Raw genomic sequence first — 22,513 nt, forward strand, 5'->3', positions numbered from 1 at the left:
ACGGATGGCTATCCGGCTGCTTCCAGTGAGGTATGCCCATGGTGTCTTGGTCTAAGCGCCGCAAAATTCTTACCGTTCTTCTCTTCACCGGCCCCACCATTGTTGGTATTTTACTGTTCAATATCTACCCCATTTTGTTAAGCGTTTACACCTCCTTTACCAATCGTAATCGTTTTCGCCCTAATCCCGATTGTGAGGTGTTCCTCACCGGTATCCTCGATCCCCTGTGTTGGCCGCAGTTTCGTACCAGTGCACCGGTTGGATTGGGGCAACCGTACCGGCTACAAGACCCAATCTTTGCAAACTATGCCAATCTGATCGGCAATCTCTTTACGCCGGAAGCGTTGGGGGCGATGGTAGCTATTTTCCTCTGTTTTGTGCCGCTGATCGCCGCCTCCTTCATCAATCGTCGCTTGAGTCAGATGCTCGAACCGCCGGTCGCTCCGTCGGTGGTCTGGCTCGGCGCATTGGTACTAGGTTTTATTCTGGCAGCCGTGATCAATGTAGCCAATGCGTATGAGACGCTGATGCGCAGCGGCGATTTCGTGGTGGTGGTCTTCCGGACTCTGCTCTTCGTGATTGCCCGTGTGCCCTTTAGTTTTGTGCTGGGCCTTACCTTTGCGCTCATCTTAAATAGTGATTATCTGCCCGGCCGTACCTTGTTTCGGGTGTTGCTTTTCGTACCCTGGGCTGCTTCGTCACTGGCGATTTTGATGGCGTTGATCTGGCAATTCTTCTTCCGCGAACAGGGTACGATCAATCAGGTGCTCGCCCTCTTTGGGATCAATGGTCCGTCGTGGCTGCGTGATCCGGTCAGTGCGTTTGCGATTGTGGTGCTGGTCGATACCTGGTTCTCGTATCCGTTCTTTATGATCGTCATCCTGGGTGCACTTCAGGCGGTACCCCGTGATGTGTATGAAGCGGCTGAACTTGACGGTGCATCGTGGTGGCAGCAGCTCACCCGCATTACCTTACCTTTGATTCGGCCGGCTGTTTTACCGGCAACAGTACTGACCTCGATCACAGCATTTCAGATGTTTGGCACGGTCTGGGCAATTACGCAGGGCGGCCCGGTCAATGAAGTTGGTCGTCCTGGTGCAACTGAATTCGTGATTGTGTATGCGTATAAGCAAATCTTTCAAACCCAAAACTACGGTAACGCAACGGCCTTTGCGGTGATCCTTTTCATCTTCCTCTTCACGGTGACGCTCTACAGTCTGCGGCTGACACGCATCACGAAAGGGGCCTACGAGTCATGATCCGTAAACCTTCACGACTGGTACTGATCTTGCAGTATACTATTCTTGTGCTAGGTGCACTGTTTGCACTCTATCCGTTATGGTTTGCCTTCCTTGCTTCGGGACGTACCGGTGATCGGCTCTATACGCTCAACCTGCTCGGTATGTTTATACCGACCGAATGGACGTTTGAGAACTACCGGACGATGATTTTTGACCGGCCACTCCTGACGTGGTTGCGGAATAGCATCTATGTGGCCGGAGTGACAACGGTAGCCTCACTGGTGATTACCACCTCGGCAGCATTTGCCTTTTCCCGGTTTAAGTTTTACGGGCGTGAGTTTGCACTGATCTTACTCCTGGCAATTCAGACGTTCCCCGGTGTGTTGAGCCTGGTGGCGGTTGCGCAGTTGCTGACAGCGTTGGGTCTGTACGGTAAACACGAAGGGTTGATCCTGGCCTATACGACCGGAACGCTGGTCTTTAGCACCTGGAATATGAAGGGCTACTTCGATACCATTCCGATTGAGCTGGAAGAAGCGGCAATGATCGATGGTTGTGGCCCAATTCAATCGTTTATCTTAATTGCCTTGCCTCTGGCGCGACCGGCATTGGCAGTCACGGCACTGCTCGGTTTTCTCGCCGGTTGGGGCGATTTCATTTTTGCGTCGGTGTTGGTGCCAGCACCGGATAGCATGAAGCTGGTCGTACCTGGTTTGTTCAGCCTGGCTAATAGCCAGAGTGTCCCATGGGGGAATTTCGCCGCCGGTGGCTTGCTGATCATTCTACCGACCATTATTGTCTTCCTGTCGCTCCAGCGTTTCCTGGTATCGGGATTAACGGTTGGCGGCGTAAAGGGATGAGCCGACGTGAAGCCAGTTCCATTGCGCGGCTGGTTACTCGCTGTAATTGTACTGGCCGCGTTGCTCAGATTGTGGGCTACACTGACACTACCGGTTGATTTTGATGAGCCGGTCTACGTTGGGGCAGCACTCGATTATGCGCGTTTGATCCGTCAGGGTGATTGGGTTGGTGTGATCGATTACCCTGGCAACCGGCAACATCCGGCGTTGCATAAGTTGATCTACGCTGGTGGTGCGCTGTTGCTCGGTGATGCGGCAAATCAAACCACGGTGCTCTATGCGGCCCGCCTGATCGCAGCTCTTCTCGGCACTGCTGCTGTCGCATTGCTCGCATATACCGCCGGGCCGCTGGCCGCTGGTTTACTCGCCTTCCACACGTTGACGATTAAATATACTGCGCAGGCCTATCTGGAGGCCTGGCCGCTGACACTTTCCATTGCTGCGGTGAGCGCCTGGGAATACGCCGGACGGGACGAGGCCACCCGGCAGCGGTTATGGTGGTACGCCGGCGCAGTGGCCTGGGGATTGGCAACGGCAGCCAAGATGAATTATGCGCTGGTCGCTGCACCTGCAATGGTATTCCTGCTTGTCGAACGAGGCCAATGGCGTCGTTTGCCGGGGTTGGCAGGTGTCGCTACCCTGACGTTCGTGATTGCGAATCCAACCCTTTGGCACCACCCACTGGAACGGCTGGCAGCCATGGCCGGCTTCTGGATGACGTACACCCAGGGGCACGAAGTGCAGGCGGCCAACTATCCGTGGTATCAACCGATTGTCTGGCTGGCAACGGCTCCGGCTGTTGGCTGGCATCCAGAAGTATTCTTTGGACCAGGCCTTGATCCATGGCTGACACTACTGGCATTGATAGCGCTTCCTGCTGCATGGCGCGATCCCCAACGCCGGTATCTAGTCGTCTGGTTGGTGGGCGGCGTACTTCTGTTGCTCGCCTGGCCGACAAAGTGGCCGCAGTACGCGTTGACCCTGGTGGTGCCAATGGTCAGGCTGGCAGCGCCGGTTATTATGCGCCTCGTCACATGGCTGCACGATCTCAACGATTATTGGGGTTGGAGTACGCTGATGGCGCTTCGTCCACCACGTGCAGCATTGATTATGTTAAGTTTGTTTATCGGTTTCATTGCCACTGTCTACGCTACTGCCCTGGTCACAGTCTCTATCGGCAGCATCGGCTGGCGCTCAATCTCGGCGGGTCATGGCGGCTTACCGTCAGGCGCTATCTACGCCATTCAGCCGTTGCGTGATGGTCGGGTTGCCCTTGGGGGCGAGGCCGGGGTGACGATCTGGCAGGCGCCGGTTGTTAGCGAAGACCCACCGCGCTGGTATCATCTCCCGCTCGGCCACGTGTACGCGCTGACCGAAACTTCCGCCGGTTTGTGGGTCGCAAGTGATCGCGGGTTGGCGCTGGTACGCGAGAACAATAACTGGGAATGGCAGACCCCACCCCTACCACTGCACGCTGAGGTATTGGTACGTACCGTTGCAGGCGGGCCAGATGGAACAATCTGGATTGGAACGAATGCTGGTGGAGCTGTACGGAGGAACGATGGGCAGTGGCAGCCGTTGCCACAGGCTGCACAGGGTGGGATGGTGATCGCCATTGCTATTGATCCGAAGGGTGCAGTCTGGTTTGGCGGCATCGGTGTGGTGAGCCGCTACATACCGGCCAGCGACACCTGGCAACATTTTGCGCGGGATGATGGCTTTGCCAGTGCTGGTGTTGCAGCGATTCTGGTCGATCAGCGTGGAAACGTATGGGCAGCAACCCTGGGCAATGGCCTGGCTCGCTGGAACGGGGTACACTGGGAATGGCTCACCACTGCCAATCGTCAGTTACCGGCGCAGACCATCACCACCTTGCTTGAGGCGGCCTCCGGTGAGCTATGGGTCGGCGCTGCTCGTCCACTAACGACCGGAGGTTTTTTGCTGCGCTACGACGGACAAACGTGGCATCACTATCTGCCGCGCAATTCTGGGTTTACCGGCGCCGAACCACTGGCGTTGGCGATTGATCAATCGAACGTTCTGTGGATTGGGACACGGGCCGATGGTGTGTTAACTTATCAGTTGACACCCTGGCAAGGAAAAACATTCCTGTTCTGGTGATCGAGATGGATACGGACGAAGGATAAGCAATTATGCCAATACATCGCCATCATGTTGCGAGTGGTTATGTCGTGTCACGGCCAATCAATGTCTGGATACCGGCAGGAATGGAAGATCAACCGTTGCCGGTGATCTATATGCACGACGGGCAAAACCTGTTTGATCCTGCTTTGCGCGCCGATGGTGAGGTGTGGGCAGTTGATCGGGCTATCGAGCAGTTGCGGGTTGAGCATCATTGGTCGGGAGCGATTGTTGTGGGCATCTGGTGCACCGACCAACGTTGGCGCGAGTATGCACCACAGCAACCTTTTGCTGCACTGCGGGCAACGCGAGGGTGGACGCAGATTGTTGAGCGGATGGGTGGCGAGCCTGTCTCCGATTCCTACCTGGCTTTTCTGGTAGAAGAGGTGAAGCCTTTTATCGACACCCACTATCGAACCCTTCCCGATGCCGCGAACACCTTTTTGATGGGATCAAGCATGGGTGGTTTGATCTCACTGTACGGTGTCTGTCGCTATCCTGACCTGTTTGCCGGCGCCGGATGCCTCTCAACCCACTGGCCGGCGGGTGGCAACATCCTGGTTGATGAGCTGGCAGCACTCTTACCGCCACCGGGGCGGCATCGCTTCTACTTTGATTATGGCACAGTTGGTTTAGATGCCGAGTATGAACCGTTTCAGCAGCGCATGGATCAACATTTGATACGGGCCGGTTACCGCTTCGGACACGACTGGCTGACCCGTAGGTTTCCCGGTGCTGCCCACAATGAAGCGGCCTGGCGGGCACGGGTAGCCGATGTCATCGCGTTTCTGGTTATGGGTCACGTTACCGGTGGCTAGCTCAATCCCTTTCGTAAGAACACTCATTTGCGTCAAGGGGAACGTATGCGACGAATACGCTGGTTGTTGGGTGTCATTGGGCTGGGATTGGTGCTCATAAGTGTTCTGGTTGGGGGAGCGATGTTCTGGTTCAGAGGAGAAACACAACCGATAGCCGTGTGGGAGATTGGCGACATCCGTTCAGCCGCTTTCTCAGGTAATGATCAACTGGTGGTTGCCGGTAGTGATCAGACCACCATCCGGCATGTGCCCAACAACCAGATTCTCAAAATCATCCCGACAGGTGGCTATCTTGCCGTTCATCCCAATCGCACGTTGATCGCGCTCGGTCGGCAGGGACAGGTTGTACTCTACGATCTTGAGCGTGATGAGCGGATCGCAACCCTGGATTGCTGGCCATCGGATCGTTCCATCTATCCGATGAGTCTGGCCTTTTCGCCAGACGGATTGCTCTTAGCGGTAAGCGAGGCGCACCACAGTCGCGGGCCGGAAGTGCAGCTCTGGCATGTCGAGTCCCGACTTCAAGTTGATACAATCCGGATCGATGACAACGAGGCGAGTGTGATCCAGACAGTAGCTTTTAGTCCTGATGGAGGGTATCTGGTTGCCGGCGCCGTCCCGCGTGGCGTCTGGCTGATCGATGTCGCTCAGCGCGGAGTCGAGCAGAAAATTCAGCCTCATCCAACCGGTAGCATTGCTTTTTCGCCAGACGGGTCGCGCCTGATTTTAGGCGGGAAGACGATCCGCTCTTACGATACCTCAACCTGGAATCTCGTATACGAGCTTACGTTTCCCGATCCAGTCCGAGATTGTCCCGCACCAGAAGAGTTCTTCCTTTCCAGCATGCACGTAGCTGTGAGTCCTGATGGGCGCTGGCTGGCGACCCCTGATCGTTTGCCGCCATCTGATAGCTTCTCGTGGTTCGAGCCAGGCCCTCCGCGACAGACCATTGCTGTCCGTCGGTTGACAGACGGCCAGCGGCGACACATTCTGAGCGGCAGCCCTATCCGTTTACACCAGCTTCACTTTAGTCCTGATGGTCAATGGTTGATCGATGTCGGACTGAGCGCCATCAGAGTTTGGCCGGTAGCGGATTAGTGCGATGGGGAAGGAAAGAACACGGTTTATCACGAACCTGTCATCTCCCTCTGGGCAAAAAAGTGATATAGTAGCCAACGGTAAATGCTATGACGCGCTGGAACAGGGTTTTAACGGTTTCCAGTGCCGGTGCTGCGGCGCATGCTTGGTGTCCCTCACCTTCCCCCAATCACCTTCCGCTCCTCCATGGGGAGAGGAAGGGGGAACGTGAGAGGCTGGCGAGGAAGAATGTTGGCAACCCATCCCATCATAGGCACACGGGCAAGGTACGTGCCCAATGAAACGTTTTTGATCAGGCTCTAGGATGCAGACACAATCTCTCTGACGCACCGGTACTAATCCCGATGGAGTAATTGCGATGTACGATGTTGCGAAGCTCTACAGTGCATTTGAACAGTATTTCGGTCAACCACCGACTCGTATTGCCCGTGCACCTGGTCGTGTTAACCTGATCGGTGAACACACCGACTATAACGATGGGTTTGTGCTCCCGATGGCGCTGGATCGGGCTACCTACGTAGCGGCCCGACCACGGCCGGATCGAGTGGTGCGGGTTTTCAGTATAAAGTTTCGCGAGGAAGATCAGTTTGACCTCGACCAGGTTGTGCGCGATGAGCGTCGGCAGTGGGTGAATTACATTCGCGGCGTTGTGAAGGGGTTGCAGGCACGTGATCTGCCCTTGCAGGGCGCCGATCTTATGATCGATAGTGATCTGCCGTCGGGGAGTGGTCTTTCATCGTCGGCAGCGTTGGAAGTGGCAGTCGGGTATACGTTTCAGCTTCTGAATAACATCAACCTGCTGGGTGAAGAGCTGGCGCTCGTTGCGCAGGGAGCTGAACATACGTTTGTTGGGGTCAAGTGTGGCATTATGGATCAATTGGTTGCCGCGCTGGGTGAAGCCGGTCACGCCCTGCTCATCGACTGTCGTGATCTGAGCTACCGTCCGATTCCCATCCCGGCGCAGGCTTGTGTCGTCGTGTGTGACAGTGGCGTGCGGCACCGGCTGGCCGGATCGGAGTACAACCAGCGGCGCGCCGGCTGCGAGGAGGCAGTACGCTTGCTCAGACCGGCGCTGGGCAAGATTCAGGCCTTACGCGATGTGCGTTCAGCCGATTTGGCAGTGTATGGAAACCTGCTACCACCTGATCTCCTGCCACTGGCTCGCCACGTGGTGAGCGAGAATGAACGTACCTTGGCCGCTGCCGATGCGCTTGCCGCTGGCGATCTGACCAAGATGGGCCAATTGATGATCACCTCCCACATCAGTCTCCGTGACGATTATCGGGTCAGTATCGCCGAACTCGATATACTTGTCGAACTGGCGCTGGCTGCTCCGGGTTGTTTTGGCAGCCGAATGACGGGCGGCGGCTTCGGTGGCAGTACTGTGTCGCTGGTTGCTGCCGATGCGGTAGACGCATTTGTTGCTGCGATGATTGACGGTTACGCGATCCGTACCGGACGAAAACTACAACCGCTGATATGCACCGCAGGCGCCGGCGTTTCGTGTGTCTATGCTGATGAGGAGTAGGGTATGTTAGGCCGCTTCTTTACGCCATTATCAGTTGCTTCAGTGCCGCTGATCTATGGTTTGAGTCATCGAGCATTGTTGCGTCTGGGGGCCACCAGCCACGAGCGACAGTTAGCCGGGATTCGTGCCCACTACTACGTCATGCCGGCCCGCGGTAGTGGTGATCTGCCGGTGTTGTTATTGCACGGGATCGCCGACCGTGCTCAGACCTGGTCGTTTGTGATGCCGCATTTGACGGAGATCGGGCCGGTTTACGCCCTCGATCTGGCCGGTTTCGGCTTAAGTGGCTTTCCGCCAGGTCAGCGTTACGCCACTATCACGCAGCAGGTGGCGTTCGTACAAGCGATGATCCGCGACGTGATCGGCAAATCGGTGTTGTTGGTCGGTAATTCGATGGGTGGCTGGATAGCGATTCGGGTTGCGCTCGAATCGCCAGAGCTGGTGACAGGTCTGGTGCTGCTTGCGCCGGGTGGTGCGATCTTGCGCGGACGCGAGTCGTGGGAACCATTCCTGCAAACCGTCAGCCTGGCCGATAGTCGCACTGTGCGCACGGCGCTGCGTCAGATGTATGGCCGACCGCCCTTGCCCCTCTACCTGGCCGAGCATGGATTACGTTCAATTTTCCAACGCGATCCAGTTACCCAGTTCATCGCTACAATCGACGAGCGGGATATGCTCTACCCAGAGGATTTGCGGGCGGTATCAGTCCCGACAGCCCTGATTTGGGGTGAATCCGATCGATTTTTACCCCCAGAATCACGTGATTTTTTCTGTAGCAATCTGCCCAATGTGCAAGTGCTGATCTTACCCGGCTGCGGTCATATGCCACAGCAACAGCGCCCACGCCAGGTTGCCGCGTTTATCCGGCGTTTTGCGCAGGGCTTGAGAGGACAGACGCAAACCAATGCCGCCCTGCAGACAGAGTAATGAGGCTAACCAGCAGTTGAAAGACAGAACAATCTGCCGCTATTCTGGTTGGGTTGCTGCACACACAGCTATTGGCAGCGAGCGGTTTACAACGGAAACAGAGAGCACCATTGCGGTGAGGAAGTAACTATGATTATATCGGGCACTCGTGAAGCAAGACTACTTGAAGTACAGCGTATTGACATTCACGGCACGATTTTCTACGACGTGACTTTTCATCATACTGGTGAGACACAACCCATCCGCGCTCGGATTGGTGCTGAGAGTGTCTATCCCAATCCGCAGGCTGGCGATCCGGTGTTGGTCAGCTATGTGATGGGGGTGGTGACGAATATTGCGCCACGGCCGTAGACTTTTCATTATGGTTTCAGCACCAGTGCTGCGAAGCGCGCCTGGCGGCCCTCACCTTCCCCCTGGCCCCCTTCCTCTCCCCGTGGAGATTTGATGACCCGAGCGTCCTGGCTGCAGTAGCGACAATGGGTTGGTAGCCGACGGCGTTGCGGTCAATTACCCGTTGCTTCTCCCAGCGCAGCGATGCGTTCGTTGCCAAATGTAAGGTCATTATACGCGCTCGTGTGTGGGCTACCCCCCCCCCAATCCCCCCGCTTGCGGGGGGAAGGGGGGTGATACCGCAAGCGGGGGGGGTGATACCGCAAGCGGGGGGTAGCCCGCCTGCCCTTGCCGTTCAGCGTAACGCTCGCTATAATGAACACATCACGCTAATGTTCGCTCATCCAGGGGCCGTTTATGCCGCTAACCATAACCCTACATCGCACCGACGACAACCGCGCTGAGGTATACGTGGCCGGAGAGCACATTGCCTCCTTTGACCCAGCAGCACTGCGCCTTGATCACCCGTTCGTCAGACCACACCAACAGGCGAGCGACCCGGTTGCATACGGTCAACGATTACTGGCCGCCCTCGGCGGCGATAACCTGAAGCGGATGCTGACCGAGTTGCCGTCTGCGCCACAGCTCGAGAGCATGATCGCCCTGCACACGACCGACGCTGAACTGGCGGCGATTCCCTGGGAGTTTCTGCACAATGGAAATGAGTTTCTTATCACGCGCTACCTGCTGGTACGCGAAGTAGAGGTACCAAACGCACTCCTTCCTGCACCGCCGCTATCTGATCAGCCATGGCGGCTGGTAGTGGTAGCGAGCAATCCCTTGCTGAAAGAGGTGTACGACGAGCAGGGAAGACAGTGTGATTGGCAGCTCATGGCGCCCCTGCCGGTAGAGCATGAACTCGATCTGCTGCGTGACGATTTCCAGAAGCAGCGATTGCACCTGCGTTGGCAGCAGATTGCCCCCACCCGCTCGGCGCTGATTGATGAGCTGGCAGCGACCGAGCCGCTCCTTCTTCACTTTGCCGGTCACGGTGCAGTTGTCAATGGAACGCCAGTACTGTATTTTGACGACGGCGCCGGGAAGCTCGATCCGCAGACGGCATCTGATCTGGCGAACCATCTGCGCGGGATGGTGATGCTGGCCTTTCTCAATGCCTGCCGTACTGCCGATAGTATCGAGCCAGGGGCGAATCTGGCGCTAACCCTGGTGCAACATGGGATTCCGGTGGTGCTGGGGAATCAGTACCTAGTATTTGACGAAGCGGCAGCACCGGTCGCTCGCACCTTCTATCGGTTTCTGGCTACCGGTCTCCATCCGGCGCAAGCCCTCTATCGGGCGCGCCTCCAGCTTCAGAGTCATCGGCGTAATGAGCCGCTGGCGTGGTCTGTACCGGTACTCTACCTGGCGCGGGGCTACCAATGGCCTAAACCGCCTGTTGGGAACCAGCACCAGCCCCCGCCGCCCATTGAACCGCCGCGCCCCGCAATCAGCGCCCTGAACGCCCCCGATTACGCAACCGGCGCCTTTGTCGGCCGCCAGCAAGAATTGTACGAGCTGGCCCGGCTCTTCGTTCACGACCAGAAACGGATTGTGACCATTCGTGGCACCGGCGGGATCGGCAAAACAGCGCTGGCAGCAGCGCTGGCCCATCGCTTGCGCTTCTTCTTCGACGACGGCATCGTTGCCCTGAGCCTGGTTCTCCCTGGCGAGCACGCCACCCTCGCTGCCGCGACCGTGCGTCGCCAACTGGCAATGGCGCTTGGTATCGACGTGAAGGATGAAAAGTCCTGGTCTGCTGATGAGCAGGAACAGGAAGACCTGCTGATAACCACAATCCGCTCACGCCGCCGCATGCTGGTGATCTGGGACAACTACGAGACAGTGCTCTGGCGGCTAGGGCTAGAAACCGTTACCGATGACGTTGCGCCCTTTGCGCCTGAACAGCGCGACGAGGCAGTTGCCATCCAGCGCCTGGTACGCAAGCTGGCCGACAGCGGCGCATGGATGCTCTTTACCACCCGTCAGTCGCCAGTGGGACTGCCTGGCGAAGTGTGCTTCCCACCGATAGAGGCGGGGCAGCAGTTGGCCGGTCTGAACCCGGAAGCCAGTGTTGAACTGATGCGGCGCTGGATCAGCAAACGCACGCCCAGCGAGACGTTTCTCAGGCAACTCGCTGATGCCCTTGATCACCACCCGTTGGCCATGGTGCTGACGATCAGACGCTGGGATCGCGGGCAAGATGCCGAGAACGCCTTTCTAGAGCAGTTGGATCAGGCGTTGGCTGAAGCCAGGGATCCGGCAGCGCCGGTCTACCAGCAGACCTCGGTTGAGATAAGCGTCCGCCTATCGCTGGCAGCGCTGCCCCCTAAGCTGCAAGAAGCACTGCGCTGCCTTACCATCATCGCCAATCCCAAGATTACCCCGCTCCACGCTGCGGTAGTGTGGGGGATGACAGAGGGATCACAGTGGCTGGTCGAACCGGCCCACCGCCAACTGGAAACTCTGCAACAGACCTCGCTCCTGCTGGGTCATGGCTACGACCAGGAACATAACCGCGCCCTCACCTACGCGATCCAACCGGTCATTGCCACAGTCCTCCGCAGGGACGCTCAGGCTCATGATCTCAGCGCTGCTCGTATTCGCTACGGACGGTGGGCGGCGGCACTGGTCGATCAAGCCTACGATTCTCAACACGGCATCAATGCCAGTGCCGAACTGGCGCAGCAGATGCAGTCGCTGCTGCCCGACATTGCCGAGGCGCTGGCCGCACTGCCGATAGCAGAACGGGGCTGGGCGCTCTGGCGGGCAACGTGGGTACTCAACCGCCTGGGTGATCCGGCTACGGCCTGGCGACTGATTGAACAGGCGAACCAATTCGCCCAGGAACAAAACGACGAAGCGCTGCTGAGTCGCGTCTACCACCAGCAAGCCGACCTACTGGTCACCCGCGGCGACCTCGACGGCGCCCTCGCCCTCTACCAGCAGTCCCTTGCCCTGGATGAGAGCCTGGGCGATGTTCAAGGCAAGAGCGCCACCCTCCATCAAATGGCGAACGTGCTGGTCACCCGCGGCGACCTCGACGGCGCCCTCGCCCTCTACCAGCAGTCCCTTGCCATCAAGGAACGCCTGGGCGATGTTCAAGGCAAGAGCGCCACCCTCCATCAAATGGCTGGGGTGCTGGTCACCCGCGGCGACCTCGACGGCGCCCTCGCCCTCTACCAGCAGTCCCTTGCCATCAAGGAACGCCTGGGCGATGTTCAAGGCAAGAGCGCCACCCTCCACCAAATGGCGAACGTGCTGGTCACCCGCGGCGACCTCGACGGCGCCCTCGCCCTCTACCAGCAGTCCCTTGCCATCAAGGAACGCCTGGGCGATGTTCAAGGCAAGAGCGCCACCCTCCATCAAATGGCTGGGGTGCTGGTCACCCGCGGCGACCTCGACGGCGCCCTCGCCCTCTACCAGCAGTCCCTTGCCATCACGGAACGCCTGGGCGATGTTCAAGGCAAGAGCGCCACCCTCCACCAAATGGCGAACGTGCTGGTCACCCGCGGCGACCTCGACGGCGCCCTCGCCCTCTACCAGCAGTCCCTTGCCATCAAGGAACGCCTGGGCGATGTTCAAGGCAAGAGCGCCACCCTCCACGAAATGGCTGGGGTGCTGGTCACCCGCAGCGACCTCGACGGCGCCCTCGCCCTCTACCAGCAGTCCCTTGCCATCACGGAACGCCTGGGCGATGTTCAAGGCAAGAGCGCCACCCTCCACGCGATGGCGCACGTGCTGGTCACCCGCGGCGACCTCGACGGCGCCCTCGCCCTCTACCAGCAGTCCCTTGCCATCAAGGAACGCCTGGGCGATGTTCAAGGCAAGAGCGCCACCCTCCACGAAATGGCTGGGGTGCTGGTCACCCGCAGCGACCTCGACGGCGCCCTCGCCCTCTACCAGCAGTCCCTTGCCATCACGGAACGCCTGGGCGATGTTCAAGGCAAGAGCGCCACCCTCCACGCGATGGCGCACGTGCTGGTCACCCGCGGCGACCTCGACGGCGCCCTCGCCCTCTACCAGCAGTCCCTTGCCCTGGATGAGAGCCTGGGCGATGTTCAAGGCAAGAGCGCCATCCTCCATAATATGGCGCACGTGCTGGTCACCCGCGGCGACCTCGACGGCGCCCTCGCCCTCTACCAGCAGTCCCTTGCCCTGGATGAGAGCCTGGGCGATGTTCAAGGCAAGAGCGCCACCCTGGTCATGATGGCACAGGTTCAGTTTATGCGCGGCGAACACGATCAGGCGCTGTGCAATGCCCGCGAGAGCCTGCGCCTGCTTCAGGCAATGGGAGCGCAGCCTGATGCGGCAAAGGTGGCTGAGATTATTCAGCGGATGGAAGCGATGCGTCGCCAGGCAGCGGCGCCGACGCAGGGGGTTGAGGGTTCCGCCCAGATTGAGGAAGCGACAACGGCGCTGGCAGCATTGCTTGAGCAATTGCCACCGACGCAGCGCGCCGAGGCGCAGGTGCTACTTCAGGTTGCACCGCTCCTGATCGGCGCGGCGGCGCTGTTGGGTCGGGCAGATGCCGATGCTGAACGCAAGGCGCTGGCCGTAGTGTTAGAACAGGCCGCAGACCTGGCCGCTGCGGGTGAAGCTGCCGGTTCACCATGGCTGGCAGCAGCAGCAACGTTGCGCACACTGGCCGGGTGGCTAGCCGGTGCGCCGGTTGACCTCGATGCGCTCGCTGAGCCATATCGCGGTCTGATGCGGCAGGTGATGGAGTAAGGTCCAGCAGGGGAAGTTGGGAGGGGGCGATCAGGAGAAGTGTCATGAACGACAGCGTGCGCTACGAATGCCCGAAATGCAAACACCTCAATATCTGGACCCGCGATGAGTTGTTGCAGCGTGGTCAACGGGTTATTTACCGCGCTGAAGAGACGGATGAAGAAATCATCTTTAGTGTCCGTTGCAAAAATCGGTACTGTGACGAGCGGATGCGGATTGTGGTCAAGAAGTGAGGGACAGGATGCGGATCGCAGGCCCCGAGACATCTGAAGAGCGTGAGTTGCGCGAATGGTTTGCCGCTCAGGAGCGCGGGAATGTTGACCGGCTGGAAACCGGCGCGCAAACGATTATTCAGTTGGTAAGCGGGTTGTACGGTGTCCTGTTTGCCGTGCTGGCGTTGAACGATCAGCCAGCATACCTGCAAAACGGTGTCGTGCGCTGGGTTGGGAGTGCTGGAGTCTGTGTCTTTTTTGCCTCGCTGATTGCCGCTATGCTGGTGCTGGTACCGCGACGGATGACCTATCAACACGATAATGTGACCGATATGGCGCGGGTGTATCGTCAGTTACAAGGGCGGAAAGCCACATTGCTGCGAGTGGCCCAGATAACGTTTCTGCTCGGTATTGGCTGTGTGATTGCCGTGATCCTGGCAATTTTGTGGCAGTAGCTTGGCGGTCATAGCCTGTGAACACTCGCCGCAGATCTCCGACAGTGTGCTATAATCGCGCCCGGCGCCGATTGCCGGATATCGTATATGGAACAGATCATTGTCGGGATTCTGCTTTTACCGTTGTTTATCTATGCCCCAGGGTGGGCGTTAACCACTGCCGTACCTGCGTTTGGCTGTGATGATGGCCTTGAATGCCATTTTGAACGTTGTCTGATCAGCGCGCTCTGGAGCGGCTGGCTGGCCCTAACGTTGGGAAGTCTGGGGATCTTTTCGCTCTGGTTACATCTGGGGCTAACCCTCATCGTTAGTGGTGTACTTTTCTGGTGGGGATGGCGCCACACTCGTCGCGCAAAGGTGCTCTTGCCGACCCGTACCGCGCTGATCTGGCTGCCAACGTTGCTTATCCTCACCCTCCTGGTTGCCCGTCCCTTTGAAGTTATCCTGGGAGTACGTGACGCAGGCGTCTATGCCGTAACCGGCTTTGCCATGGCCCGCACCGGCAGTATTGTGCAATCTGATGCGGTAGTTGCCGAATTGGGACAGGCGGTTCAGTCGGCAGAGCCGACGATTCGGGAAGCGGCAGCGCAGGCGATCAGTAATCTGATGATCGGGCAGGCACGTGATCGCTACATCGCCACCCGATTGCGTGCCGCCGGGTTTCTTATCAACGAAGGTGATCTGGCGCAAGGCCGCATCGTCCCCCAGGGCTTTCACCTCTTTCCGGCCTGGATCGGCTTGCTGACCGCTGCTGGTGGCCCATTGTTCGGACTGTTTGCCACCGGTCTGCTCGGCACCCTCGGCGTGTGGAGTGTCGGCATGATCGGTCGTCGTCTGGCCGGGCCGTGGGTGGGCTGGCTTGGCATGGTATTGCTCGGCCTGAACGCAGTACAAGTCTGGTTTGCCCGCTACTCAACTGCTGAGACGACAGCCCAATGCCTGACCTGGGGCGGATTGTATCTGTTTGCGAAAGGCAATGACCGCACGCTTCCGGCTCCAGCACGGATCACCTACGCAGCGCTGGCCGGAATTGCCTTCGGTCAGGTTGCGCTCACCCGCATTGACTTCTTCTTACTGGCGCCAGCGGTACTCTACCTGGCGTATTGCTGGCTTAGCCGACGCTGGCAGCGTGAGCAGACGGCCCTCGCACTAGGCATGGCAGGCATGCTGATACACGCAACGCTGCACATCATCTTTATCGCCCGCGCCTATTTTTTCGACACCGGCTTTGCCCGCTTTCAAGACTTCGCTCTGACTTCATTGATTGCGCTGCCGTTCCTCACGCCGGCGGTACGTGATTCCTACTTCAACTCGAAATTCAGTTCGCTTGACGATCCCTGGCGGATTTGGATCGAACTGGCATTGCTGGGAATAGTGCTGGTAGCAATGCTGGTGATCCGCGCTCGACGCTGGACTCTGCCGCTTGAAAACTGGGTTGTCGCTCATCGGTTAGGCTGGCAGCGGGCTATTGCTATCGGCCTCCTGCTACTCAGTGGATGGGCGTATTTCGTGCGGCCCCAGATCATCGATGCCGACCTGCTCTTTAATACTCGTGGTGGCTGGAATGATCCGCTAACCCGTGATCCAGAACTGGTGGCTGGCGATGTGCGGCGGGGGGTGATGACAGCGACGGAAGCCCGCTTGCAGGCTGGAGTTGTTTTGCAAGGACGTACCTGGGAGGCAGTACCTGACCTGGCCGCTACAACGACCCTGCGAGCTGAATTGGCTGCCACGCGCGGGCCATGGCAAGGGCCATTTTCAAACCAGACTCTCAATTGGCTGCGGATTCAGGGATACGTGGGGGCACCGATCCGGCTGCCGCTGGTGCTGTACTACCGGGAATACAGCACCATGACCTGGTGGCAACGCCTGATGGCCGACCCCAGCACGTTCACCAGCGAACCCGCTCCGGTACAGCCCAAAGAACTGATCCCGCTGGCCGGTCTGGTGCGTGTCGGCTGGTACCTCTCACCGCTCGGAGTTGTGCTGGCTGCCATCGGCTTTGCCCTCTGGTGGCGGCGTGATCTGAATGCGGCCAGTTGGCTCATGCTTACTGTTGGCTTCCTGGGCAGTTTCTTTTACTTGCGACAGACTTACGGTACCTCGGAGCAGACCTACATCTATATTCTGCGCCGCTTTGTTCCCATTGTGTATCCGATCTTCGCCCTGAGTGCCGCGTATGCACTGGCAGCCCTGGCCGGCGCCTGGCGTCTGCGGCCTACTGCTCGTCGCTGGCGGCAGGGGTTGGCAGCCGGGCTAGCCGGGTTGCTGATACTGTTTCTGGGGTGGACGGGACGTTACTACTTTGCCCATACTGAATACGCCGGAGCGCTGCAACAGGTAGCTGCCGTTGCCGATCATTTCACACCCGAACGCGACATCGTGCTCTTACGCGGTGGCGCACCGGTCTACAGCGATGCGCGTGATGTGCCCGACTTGCTGGCAACGCCACTCCGCTTCGTGCACGGCATCAATGCGTTCACCGTGAAAAGCGTGGCGACCGCACCATATGCCGTTTTGCTGGCCGAACAGGTAAAGCGCTGGCAAGCCAACGGTCGCACTGTGTATCTGATGCTCAGTGCGAGTGGCGGTAATCTGGCCTTACCCGGCTTTCGGCTTACACCGATTGACAACGTATCGCTCGATATGGCCGAATTCGAGCAATTGACCGATCAGAAACCGCAGAACGTCTCACGCCTCGTGCTCCCCTTTACCATCTATCGGCTCGACCCCCTGGCCGAGCCGCTCCTAGGTACCATCGCTCCGCCTTTCTCTCCAACAACCTTTGCCGCGCAGGTGAGTGGTTTTTATCGCCCCGAACAGGACAGCAGTGGTTACCAATATAGTTGGAGCAACGGCGAAGCGATCATCCGGCTGCCTTGGCGACTTCCCACCGCGCCCCAAACCATGTTTATCGAAGCGGCTGGCGGTCGCCGCCCGTCTCATCTTGGGCAGGCAACCCTCTGTGTCAGCGCTCAGGTAGAAGAGACGCTCTGGCCAACGACCAGCACCCCTCACGTTGAGTTGGGATGTTTCCAGCTCACCGAGCAACCGACAACTGTGCAGGTTACGCTCGATCCAAACATATTACCACCCGCTCCTGGCGGCACACTCCTGCTTCATCTCACCGGTCCGGCCTGGATTCCGGCTGCCGAAGACCCCCGTCAGAACGACCGGCGGGTACTGCACGTGCAAGTGGGGCGTATATGGAATATGACCCCCTGATTACGTCGCCAGCGGCGGATACGCGCAACCCGGCACTACGCCGTCGCTACCGGCGTTTCCAGGAAGAAGCGACCTTCGGCATCATCGTAGGCAAAAAGTTCGGCGTAGCGTCCCCATTCCAGCGCAATATCGAGCTGACGTTCAGCGACTTCAGGTGGAAATTCTGGCTCTAAGGCCGTTAACAACACTTCCCAACGAAGTGATTGATTATCGGCAGCCGCGATCATACGTAACATCCAGCGGAAGAAGGGAAGCCGGCGTAAGCGCGAAGCAAAGATTTCTTTACGGGCTTGAATACTCGCCTCGGCAAACGCCTCACCGAGTGGGGTGAGAATGAGATTTCCGTTCTCGATGCGGGCAAAACCGAGCAATTCAGCCGCCTCGATCAACGGCAAAAGCTGATCGAGGTCTAACCCTAGCTCGTCTTGCAACTGCACAATCGGATCACGTTCATATTCAGTGGCATTTGCCTGCTCAAGCAAACCGGCAAGGGCCGTCACCGATGCAGGTGGTAGCAAGCGAGTTTGGCCATTTTGCCCTGGCTCGGTACCGTACTCAATCGCCTCCGGCTGAGTCTGCCCGGCCAATACTGCGTAAACCCGTGAGACAATCGCCGCAAATGCATCCGATTTTCGGTCACGCGGATGCGGAAGATTCACCGGTACCTCGGCGATAATCCGTCCTGGGTTCTTATCCATAACGACAATTCGGTCGGCCATGAAGACCACCTCTTCGATATTATGACTGACCATCAAGACAGCGCGAATCTTCAGACTCCCTCCGGTCCACAACTCCAATACCTCGCCGCGGAGGGTCTCGGCGCTCAACACGTCAAGCGCGCTAAATGGTTCATCGAGGCAGAGCAGTTCGGGATCAACAGCTAATGCCCGTGCGATCCCAACTTTCTGGCGCATACCACCAGAAAGCTCACGGGGATACGCCTGCTCGAAGCCATCTAGCCCGACCAGATCGATCAACTCGACCGCACGTTTTCGCGCTTCGTCGCGGGAAAATCCTCGTGCACGGAGGGCGACGGCAACATTTTCCTCGACGGTCAACCACGGAAAGAGGGCGAAGGTTTGGAAAACAATCGTTGCATACGGATTCACACCGTTTAGCGTCTTGCCGCGGTAGCGCACCAAACCTTCAGTTGGCCGATTCAACCCCGTAATAATCCGTAACAACGTGCTCTTGCCGCATCCTGAAGGGCCGAGGAGGGCAACGAACTCGCCTTCAGAAATGACCAGATTCACATCCTGGATGGCGGTGAACTGGCGCTCACCGCGCCCATACCGTTGCGTCACTCCTAAAAGCTCAACCAGCGGCCTGGTTTGTTTCTGCTGCATACGATCTCTCCGTTGAACTATTCCATGCGATACCGTGTTTCGGCCAGACGATAGAGCCGACGCCAAAAGAGCCGATTAATTGCCACGACAACAATAACCATCACGAGGGTTGCAGCAAACAAACCGGCGAAATCGCCTGCCTCGGTCGCTGCGGCAATCTGCGCTCCAATACCGATCGTCTGGTACGTTTGCTGATTAAACACAACGTATTCCGCCACAATACTGGCGTTCCAGGCCCCACCACTGGCCGTAATCAGACCGGTAACAAGCGACGGAAAAAGAGCCGGTAAGATGAGCGTTTGCCACCGTTCCCAGCCGCGCAACTGCAAAAGTTCCGTCGTGAAGCGCAAATCTTGCGGAATAGCCGAAGCACCAGCAATCACGTTAAACAGAATGTACCATTGTGTTCCTAGCAACATCAACAACACCGCAGCGATATTCAACCCGCCGGGAACGGTCAGGAAGACCAGAACAAGCACTGGAAAGAGTGCTGTGGCCGGGATCGAAGCGGCAATCTGGATAACTGGTTGTAACACGGCAGCAACTGCGGGACGGGTGCCGATCAACACACCAACCGGTACCGTCCAGAGCAATGCCAGGATCATTGCCATCACCACGCGCAGCATCGTTGCCCCGACACTCAGGGCAATCATTGCCCACTGTTCTAACGGTACCCTGAGCAACAGTTGGCCACCGCTAAAAACACCCCATCCGATCAGCACAACGCTGAGCACAAACGCAAGCCATTCTATTGGTGAAGATTTCTCTGTGCCACTCAGATATGGATCGGCAGCCGGTCGGCGACCAAACCAGACGAGCAGGGTATCGTTGAGACGACCGATCACGTGACCAAACCAGGCTGCCAGCTTTGAGCCGCTCAGTAGATCGTACAACCACGACCGGTTTTCATCATCGCGTTCAACCAACTCGATCCGAAATTGACCGGCCCAGACGAGCAGTGGTCGCCAGATGAGCTGATCAAGCAGCACGATCACCACAATGAGGGTCAACAGTCCCCAGGCGATGCTGTTGAGATCACCGGCATCAGCAGCCGTTTGTAAAAACGCCCCCAAGCCCGGTAAGCGAAAATCACGCTCGCCAAGGGTAAAGATTTCGGCTGCCATCAGGAAAAACCAACCACCGGCCCAACTCATCATACTGTTCCAGACGAGCGCGAGCGCACCGAACGGAAATTCAAGCGTCGTAAAACGCTGCCAGCGTGAAAAGCGGAAGATGCTGCTCGCTTCGCGCAACTCACGCGGGATCGTTGTCAATGACTGATACCAGGCAAAGGTCATATTCCAGACCTGACTGGTAAAAATGAGGACAATGGCTGTCAATTCGACTGCCCACGCCTCGGGTAAAATTGCACTCAGGCCAAGCAACACCACCGGTAAGAAGGAGAGGATCGGGACACTTTGCAAGACATCAAGCAAAGGGATCAATATTCGTTCGGCACGTGCGTTATAGGCCGCAATATAGCCATAGACCATCGTAAACAAGAACGACAGCGCATAGGCAATTGCCATACGCCCGACCGAACGAATCGCGTAGAACGGTAATGCACTGAGTGACAGACTGATCTCCGGCCCCTGTACGGTTGCCGGTGCGCGTTCGGCAATTCCGACCACCAATGCCAGTAGACCGATGATGGTCAGCAACAACCAGAGGTCAGCGCGCGTCAGCAACGGTCGTACTGGGACATCCGGCGTAAATGTGCGAGGTTTGAACATAGGCGTGCTTATCGTTTAATCCATTCCGATGCCAAGTAGCCAGGTTGCCAGCGAAAAATAGATCAATACGCCGACAATATCCGACAGCGATGTCACCAACGGGCCGCTTGCAGTTGCCGGATCAAGCCCTAGCCGTCGCAGCAGAAATGGGAGTGACATCCCGATCAGACTTCCCATCAAGACCAGTACCAGCATCGTCAGCGAGACAACACCGGCAACCTGCCAGCCCACACGAATAATGCCCAAAACACCGACAGCCAGTGCCATTGCACTTCCCAATAGGAAGGCGACCAACAATTCTTTCGCCAACAGACGCCACCAGTCTCAGTCTCCTGACTCTATGTCGCCGGTTGCCCGAGCGCGTACTGTGAGCGTTGCCGATGGTGAACCGGCATTCCCCGCACTTCCGATTAGCAATGGCAGAAAAAAGACCAGTGAGACCACAGCAGCGATGGTCTCTTCAAACGCAGCGATGGTTGCACCCGAAAAGACATTGACAAAGACGAGCGCTACCAACCAAGGTACCCGCTTCTGCACCAGTTCGAGGATCGGTGTTTCCAGATAACTACCACGGAGCGGCTCAATGGCTGCGCTCCGGTGAAAGTCCTCAGTCACCTCTTCTTCAGCGACATCGATCAGATCGTCGAAGGTTACAATTCCCACTAATACCCCATCTGAATCGACAACCGGCAAGGCCGGCAGGCTATAGCGGCGCAACGCTTCAACAGCCCGTTCACGATCATCAAACGCCGACAACACCACATAGCTCTCGTCCATCAGACTACGCACGGTCTGAGTTGGTTCGGCCAGAATGAACCGGCGCAATTCAATCGCGTCGAGCAGGTGCCACTTCTCATCGGTGACATAGATAACGTCAATCGTCTCGCTATCCCGTTCTCGCACCCGAATGTGCTCAAGCGCCTTTGCAATCGTCCAGTTTGGATGAACGGCCACATAGTCCGGGGTCATCAAACGCCCGACACTCTCTTCAGGATAGCCGAGCAACTGGCGAGCCTCTTTCAAGTCGTGTGGACTGAGCAGGTTGAGCAGCTTCTGCGTAACTTGACCAGGTAACTCCTCGAACAACTGCGTGCGATCATCAGGGCTAAGATTAGCAAGGAGCAGCCTGGTCTCTTCCTGGCTCAGACTGGTCAGCAACTCGTACTGATCATCGTGCTCAAGATACGAAAAGACTTCACCGGCCAGAGTACGGGGCAAGACGCGAAACACGAGCATGCGTTCGGCAGTCGAAAGTTCGCGCAGCAGGTCGGCGATTTCTGGTGCTGACCAGCGCGAAAATTGCTCACGCAGGTCGAGCCAGCGCTGTTCAGCGATCAGTGCTTGAACCTCATCGAGATGTGGAGTTGGGAATGTGGTCACTATTCACCGCCTGTGCATCTTGGCAGCGGCACAGGCGGTGAAGACAGTCAATACAGACACAAAAACAATCCGGTGAGCTACGCCTCACCGGGGAGTCTATAGTAGACTCATCGTCTATACAAACCGGCACGAAGACCCGATGAGGCCGGTGTGTGTATTGGTTGTCATCACCATGCTGTGCCGCTGACGAGAATGACTACTATCCATAGCGGTTCCGTTCCTCATCGCGTCTACGAGCGTGATCGAAAAACACCCTGATACATTGCCACCTACACCTGCCTCACTCTTGCTGAGTGAAGGACAATTTAGGATGACTTCAAACACGCCTTAACCGTTGCCAACAGGCCACATTACTATACGCCGAAGCTGCCGATTTGTCAATATGAATCCCTGGGTGCGCGGGCCACCGGCCCGCAGAGAGGGGCGGAAA

14 protein-coding genes and 1 pseudogene are annotated in these 22,513 nt (G+C 57.7%); 12 read left to right on the forward strand and 3 right to left on the reverse strand.

The features are described 5' to 3' along the window. The first annotated feature begins 38 nt into the window (after positions 1–38). The 12 genes from QTO31_RS08925 (at position 39) to QTO31_RS08980 (ending at position 17,624) form a co-directional block, all read left to right on the forward strand. Positions 39–1,259, forward strand: coding sequence for a carbohydrate ABC transporter permease (locus QTO31_RS08925; protein ID WP_301428818.1), 1,221 nt, complete (start codon positions 39–41; stop codon positions 1,257–1,259). Continuing rightward, complete coding sequence (locus tag QTO31_RS08930) at positions 1,256–2,101, forward strand: sugar ABC transporter permease (protein ID WP_301428819.1); 846 nt, start codon at positions 1,256–1,258, stop codon at positions 2,099–2,101. Before QTO31_RS08925 ends, QTO31_RS08930 begins: the two co-directional genes overlap by 4 nt. 6 nt (positions 2,102–2,107) lie before the next feature. Further along, complete coding sequence (locus QTO31_RS08935; RefSeq protein WP_301428820.1) at positions 2,108–4,222, forward strand: transcriptional regulator; 2,115 nt, start codon at positions 2,108–2,110, stop codon at positions 4,220–4,222. A gap of 32 nt (positions 4,223–4,254) precedes the next feature. Beyond that, the gene (locus QTO31_RS08940; RefSeq protein WP_301428821.1) at positions 4,255–5,061 is read left to right on the forward strand and encodes an alpha/beta hydrolase; all 807 of its coding nucleotides are present in this window, start codon (positions 4,255–4,257) and stop codon (positions 5,059–5,061) included. 45 nt (positions 5,062–5,106) lie between these two features. Beyond that, entirely contained in the window at positions 5,107–6,159 is a 1,053-nt protein-coding gene (locus QTO31_RS08945; RefSeq protein ID WP_301428822.1) for a WD40 repeat domain-containing protein, read from the forward strand. A gap of 358 nt (positions 6,160–6,517) precedes the next feature. Beyond that, entirely contained in the window at positions 6,518–7,687 is a 1,170-nt protein-coding gene (gene galK / locus QTO31_RS08950) for a galactokinase (RefSeq protein ID WP_031460434.1), read from the forward strand. Positions 7,688–7,690: 3 nt separating this feature from the next. Continuing rightward, positions 7,691–8,614, forward strand: coding sequence for an alpha/beta fold hydrolase (locus QTO31_RS08955; protein WP_301428823.1), 924 nt, complete (start codon positions 7,691–7,693; stop codon positions 8,612–8,614). 129 nt (positions 8,615–8,743) lie between these two features. Then, a complete protein-coding gene (locus QTO31_RS08960; RefSeq protein ID WP_301428824.1) occupies positions 8,744–8,965 on the forward strand; it encodes a hypothetical protein in 222 nt (73 codons plus the stop codon). Between the two features lie 396 nt (positions 8,966–9,361). Continuing rightward, a complete protein-coding gene (locus tag QTO31_RS08965) occupies positions 9,362–13,732 on the forward strand; it encodes a tetratricopeptide repeat protein (RefSeq protein ID WP_301428825.1) in 4,371 nt (1,456 codons plus the stop codon). Positions 13,733–13,776: 44 nt separating this feature from the next. Further along, entirely contained in the window at positions 13,777–13,965 is a 189-nt protein-coding gene (locus QTO31_RS08970) for a hypothetical protein (RefSeq protein WP_031461123.1), read from the forward strand. An 8-nt stretch (positions 13,966–13,973) separates the two neighbouring features. Further along, entirely contained in the window at positions 13,974–14,399 is a 426-nt protein-coding gene (locus QTO31_RS08975) for a hypothetical protein (protein ID WP_031461122.1), read from the forward strand. A gap of 87 nt (positions 14,400–14,486) precedes the next feature. Then, positions 14,487–17,624 (forward strand): hypothetical protein, encoded by a 3,138-nt coding sequence (locus QTO31_RS08980; RefSeq protein WP_301428826.1) that lies wholly within the window; start codon positions 14,487–14,489, stop codon positions 17,622–17,624. Positions 17,625–17,659: 35 nt separating this feature from the next. Here the strand turns inward: QTO31_RS08980 and QTO31_RS08985 are convergent, their stop codons facing one another. The 3 genes and pseudogenes from QTO31_RS08985 to mgtE all read right to left on the reverse strand — a co-directional run bounded on the left by QTO31_RS08985 (position 17,660) and on the right by mgtE (position 22,083). Then, the gene (locus tag QTO31_RS08985; protein WP_301428827.1) at positions 17,660–18,970 is read right to left on the reverse strand and encodes a nitrate/sulfonate/bicarbonate ABC transporter ATP-binding protein; all 1,311 of its coding nucleotides are present in this window, start codon (positions 18,968–18,970) and stop codon (positions 17,660–17,662) included. 17 nt (positions 18,971–18,987) lie between these two features. Further along, positions 18,988–20,703 (reverse strand): ABC transporter permease, encoded by a 1,716-nt coding sequence (locus QTO31_RS08990; protein WP_301428828.1) that lies wholly within the window; start codon positions 20,701–20,703, stop codon positions 18,988–18,990. Between the two features lie 15 nt (positions 20,704–20,718). After that, positions 20,719–22,083, reverse strand: a pseudogene (mgtE, locus tag QTO31_RS09000) (magnesium transporter). Positions 22,084–22,513 lie beyond the last annotated feature (430 nt).

The sequence above is a fragment of the Chloroflexus sp. MS-CIW-1 genome (assembly GCF_030444705.1).
Taxonomy (GTDB): domain Bacteria; phylum Chloroflexota; class Chloroflexia; order Chloroflexales; family Chloroflexaceae; genus Chloroflexus.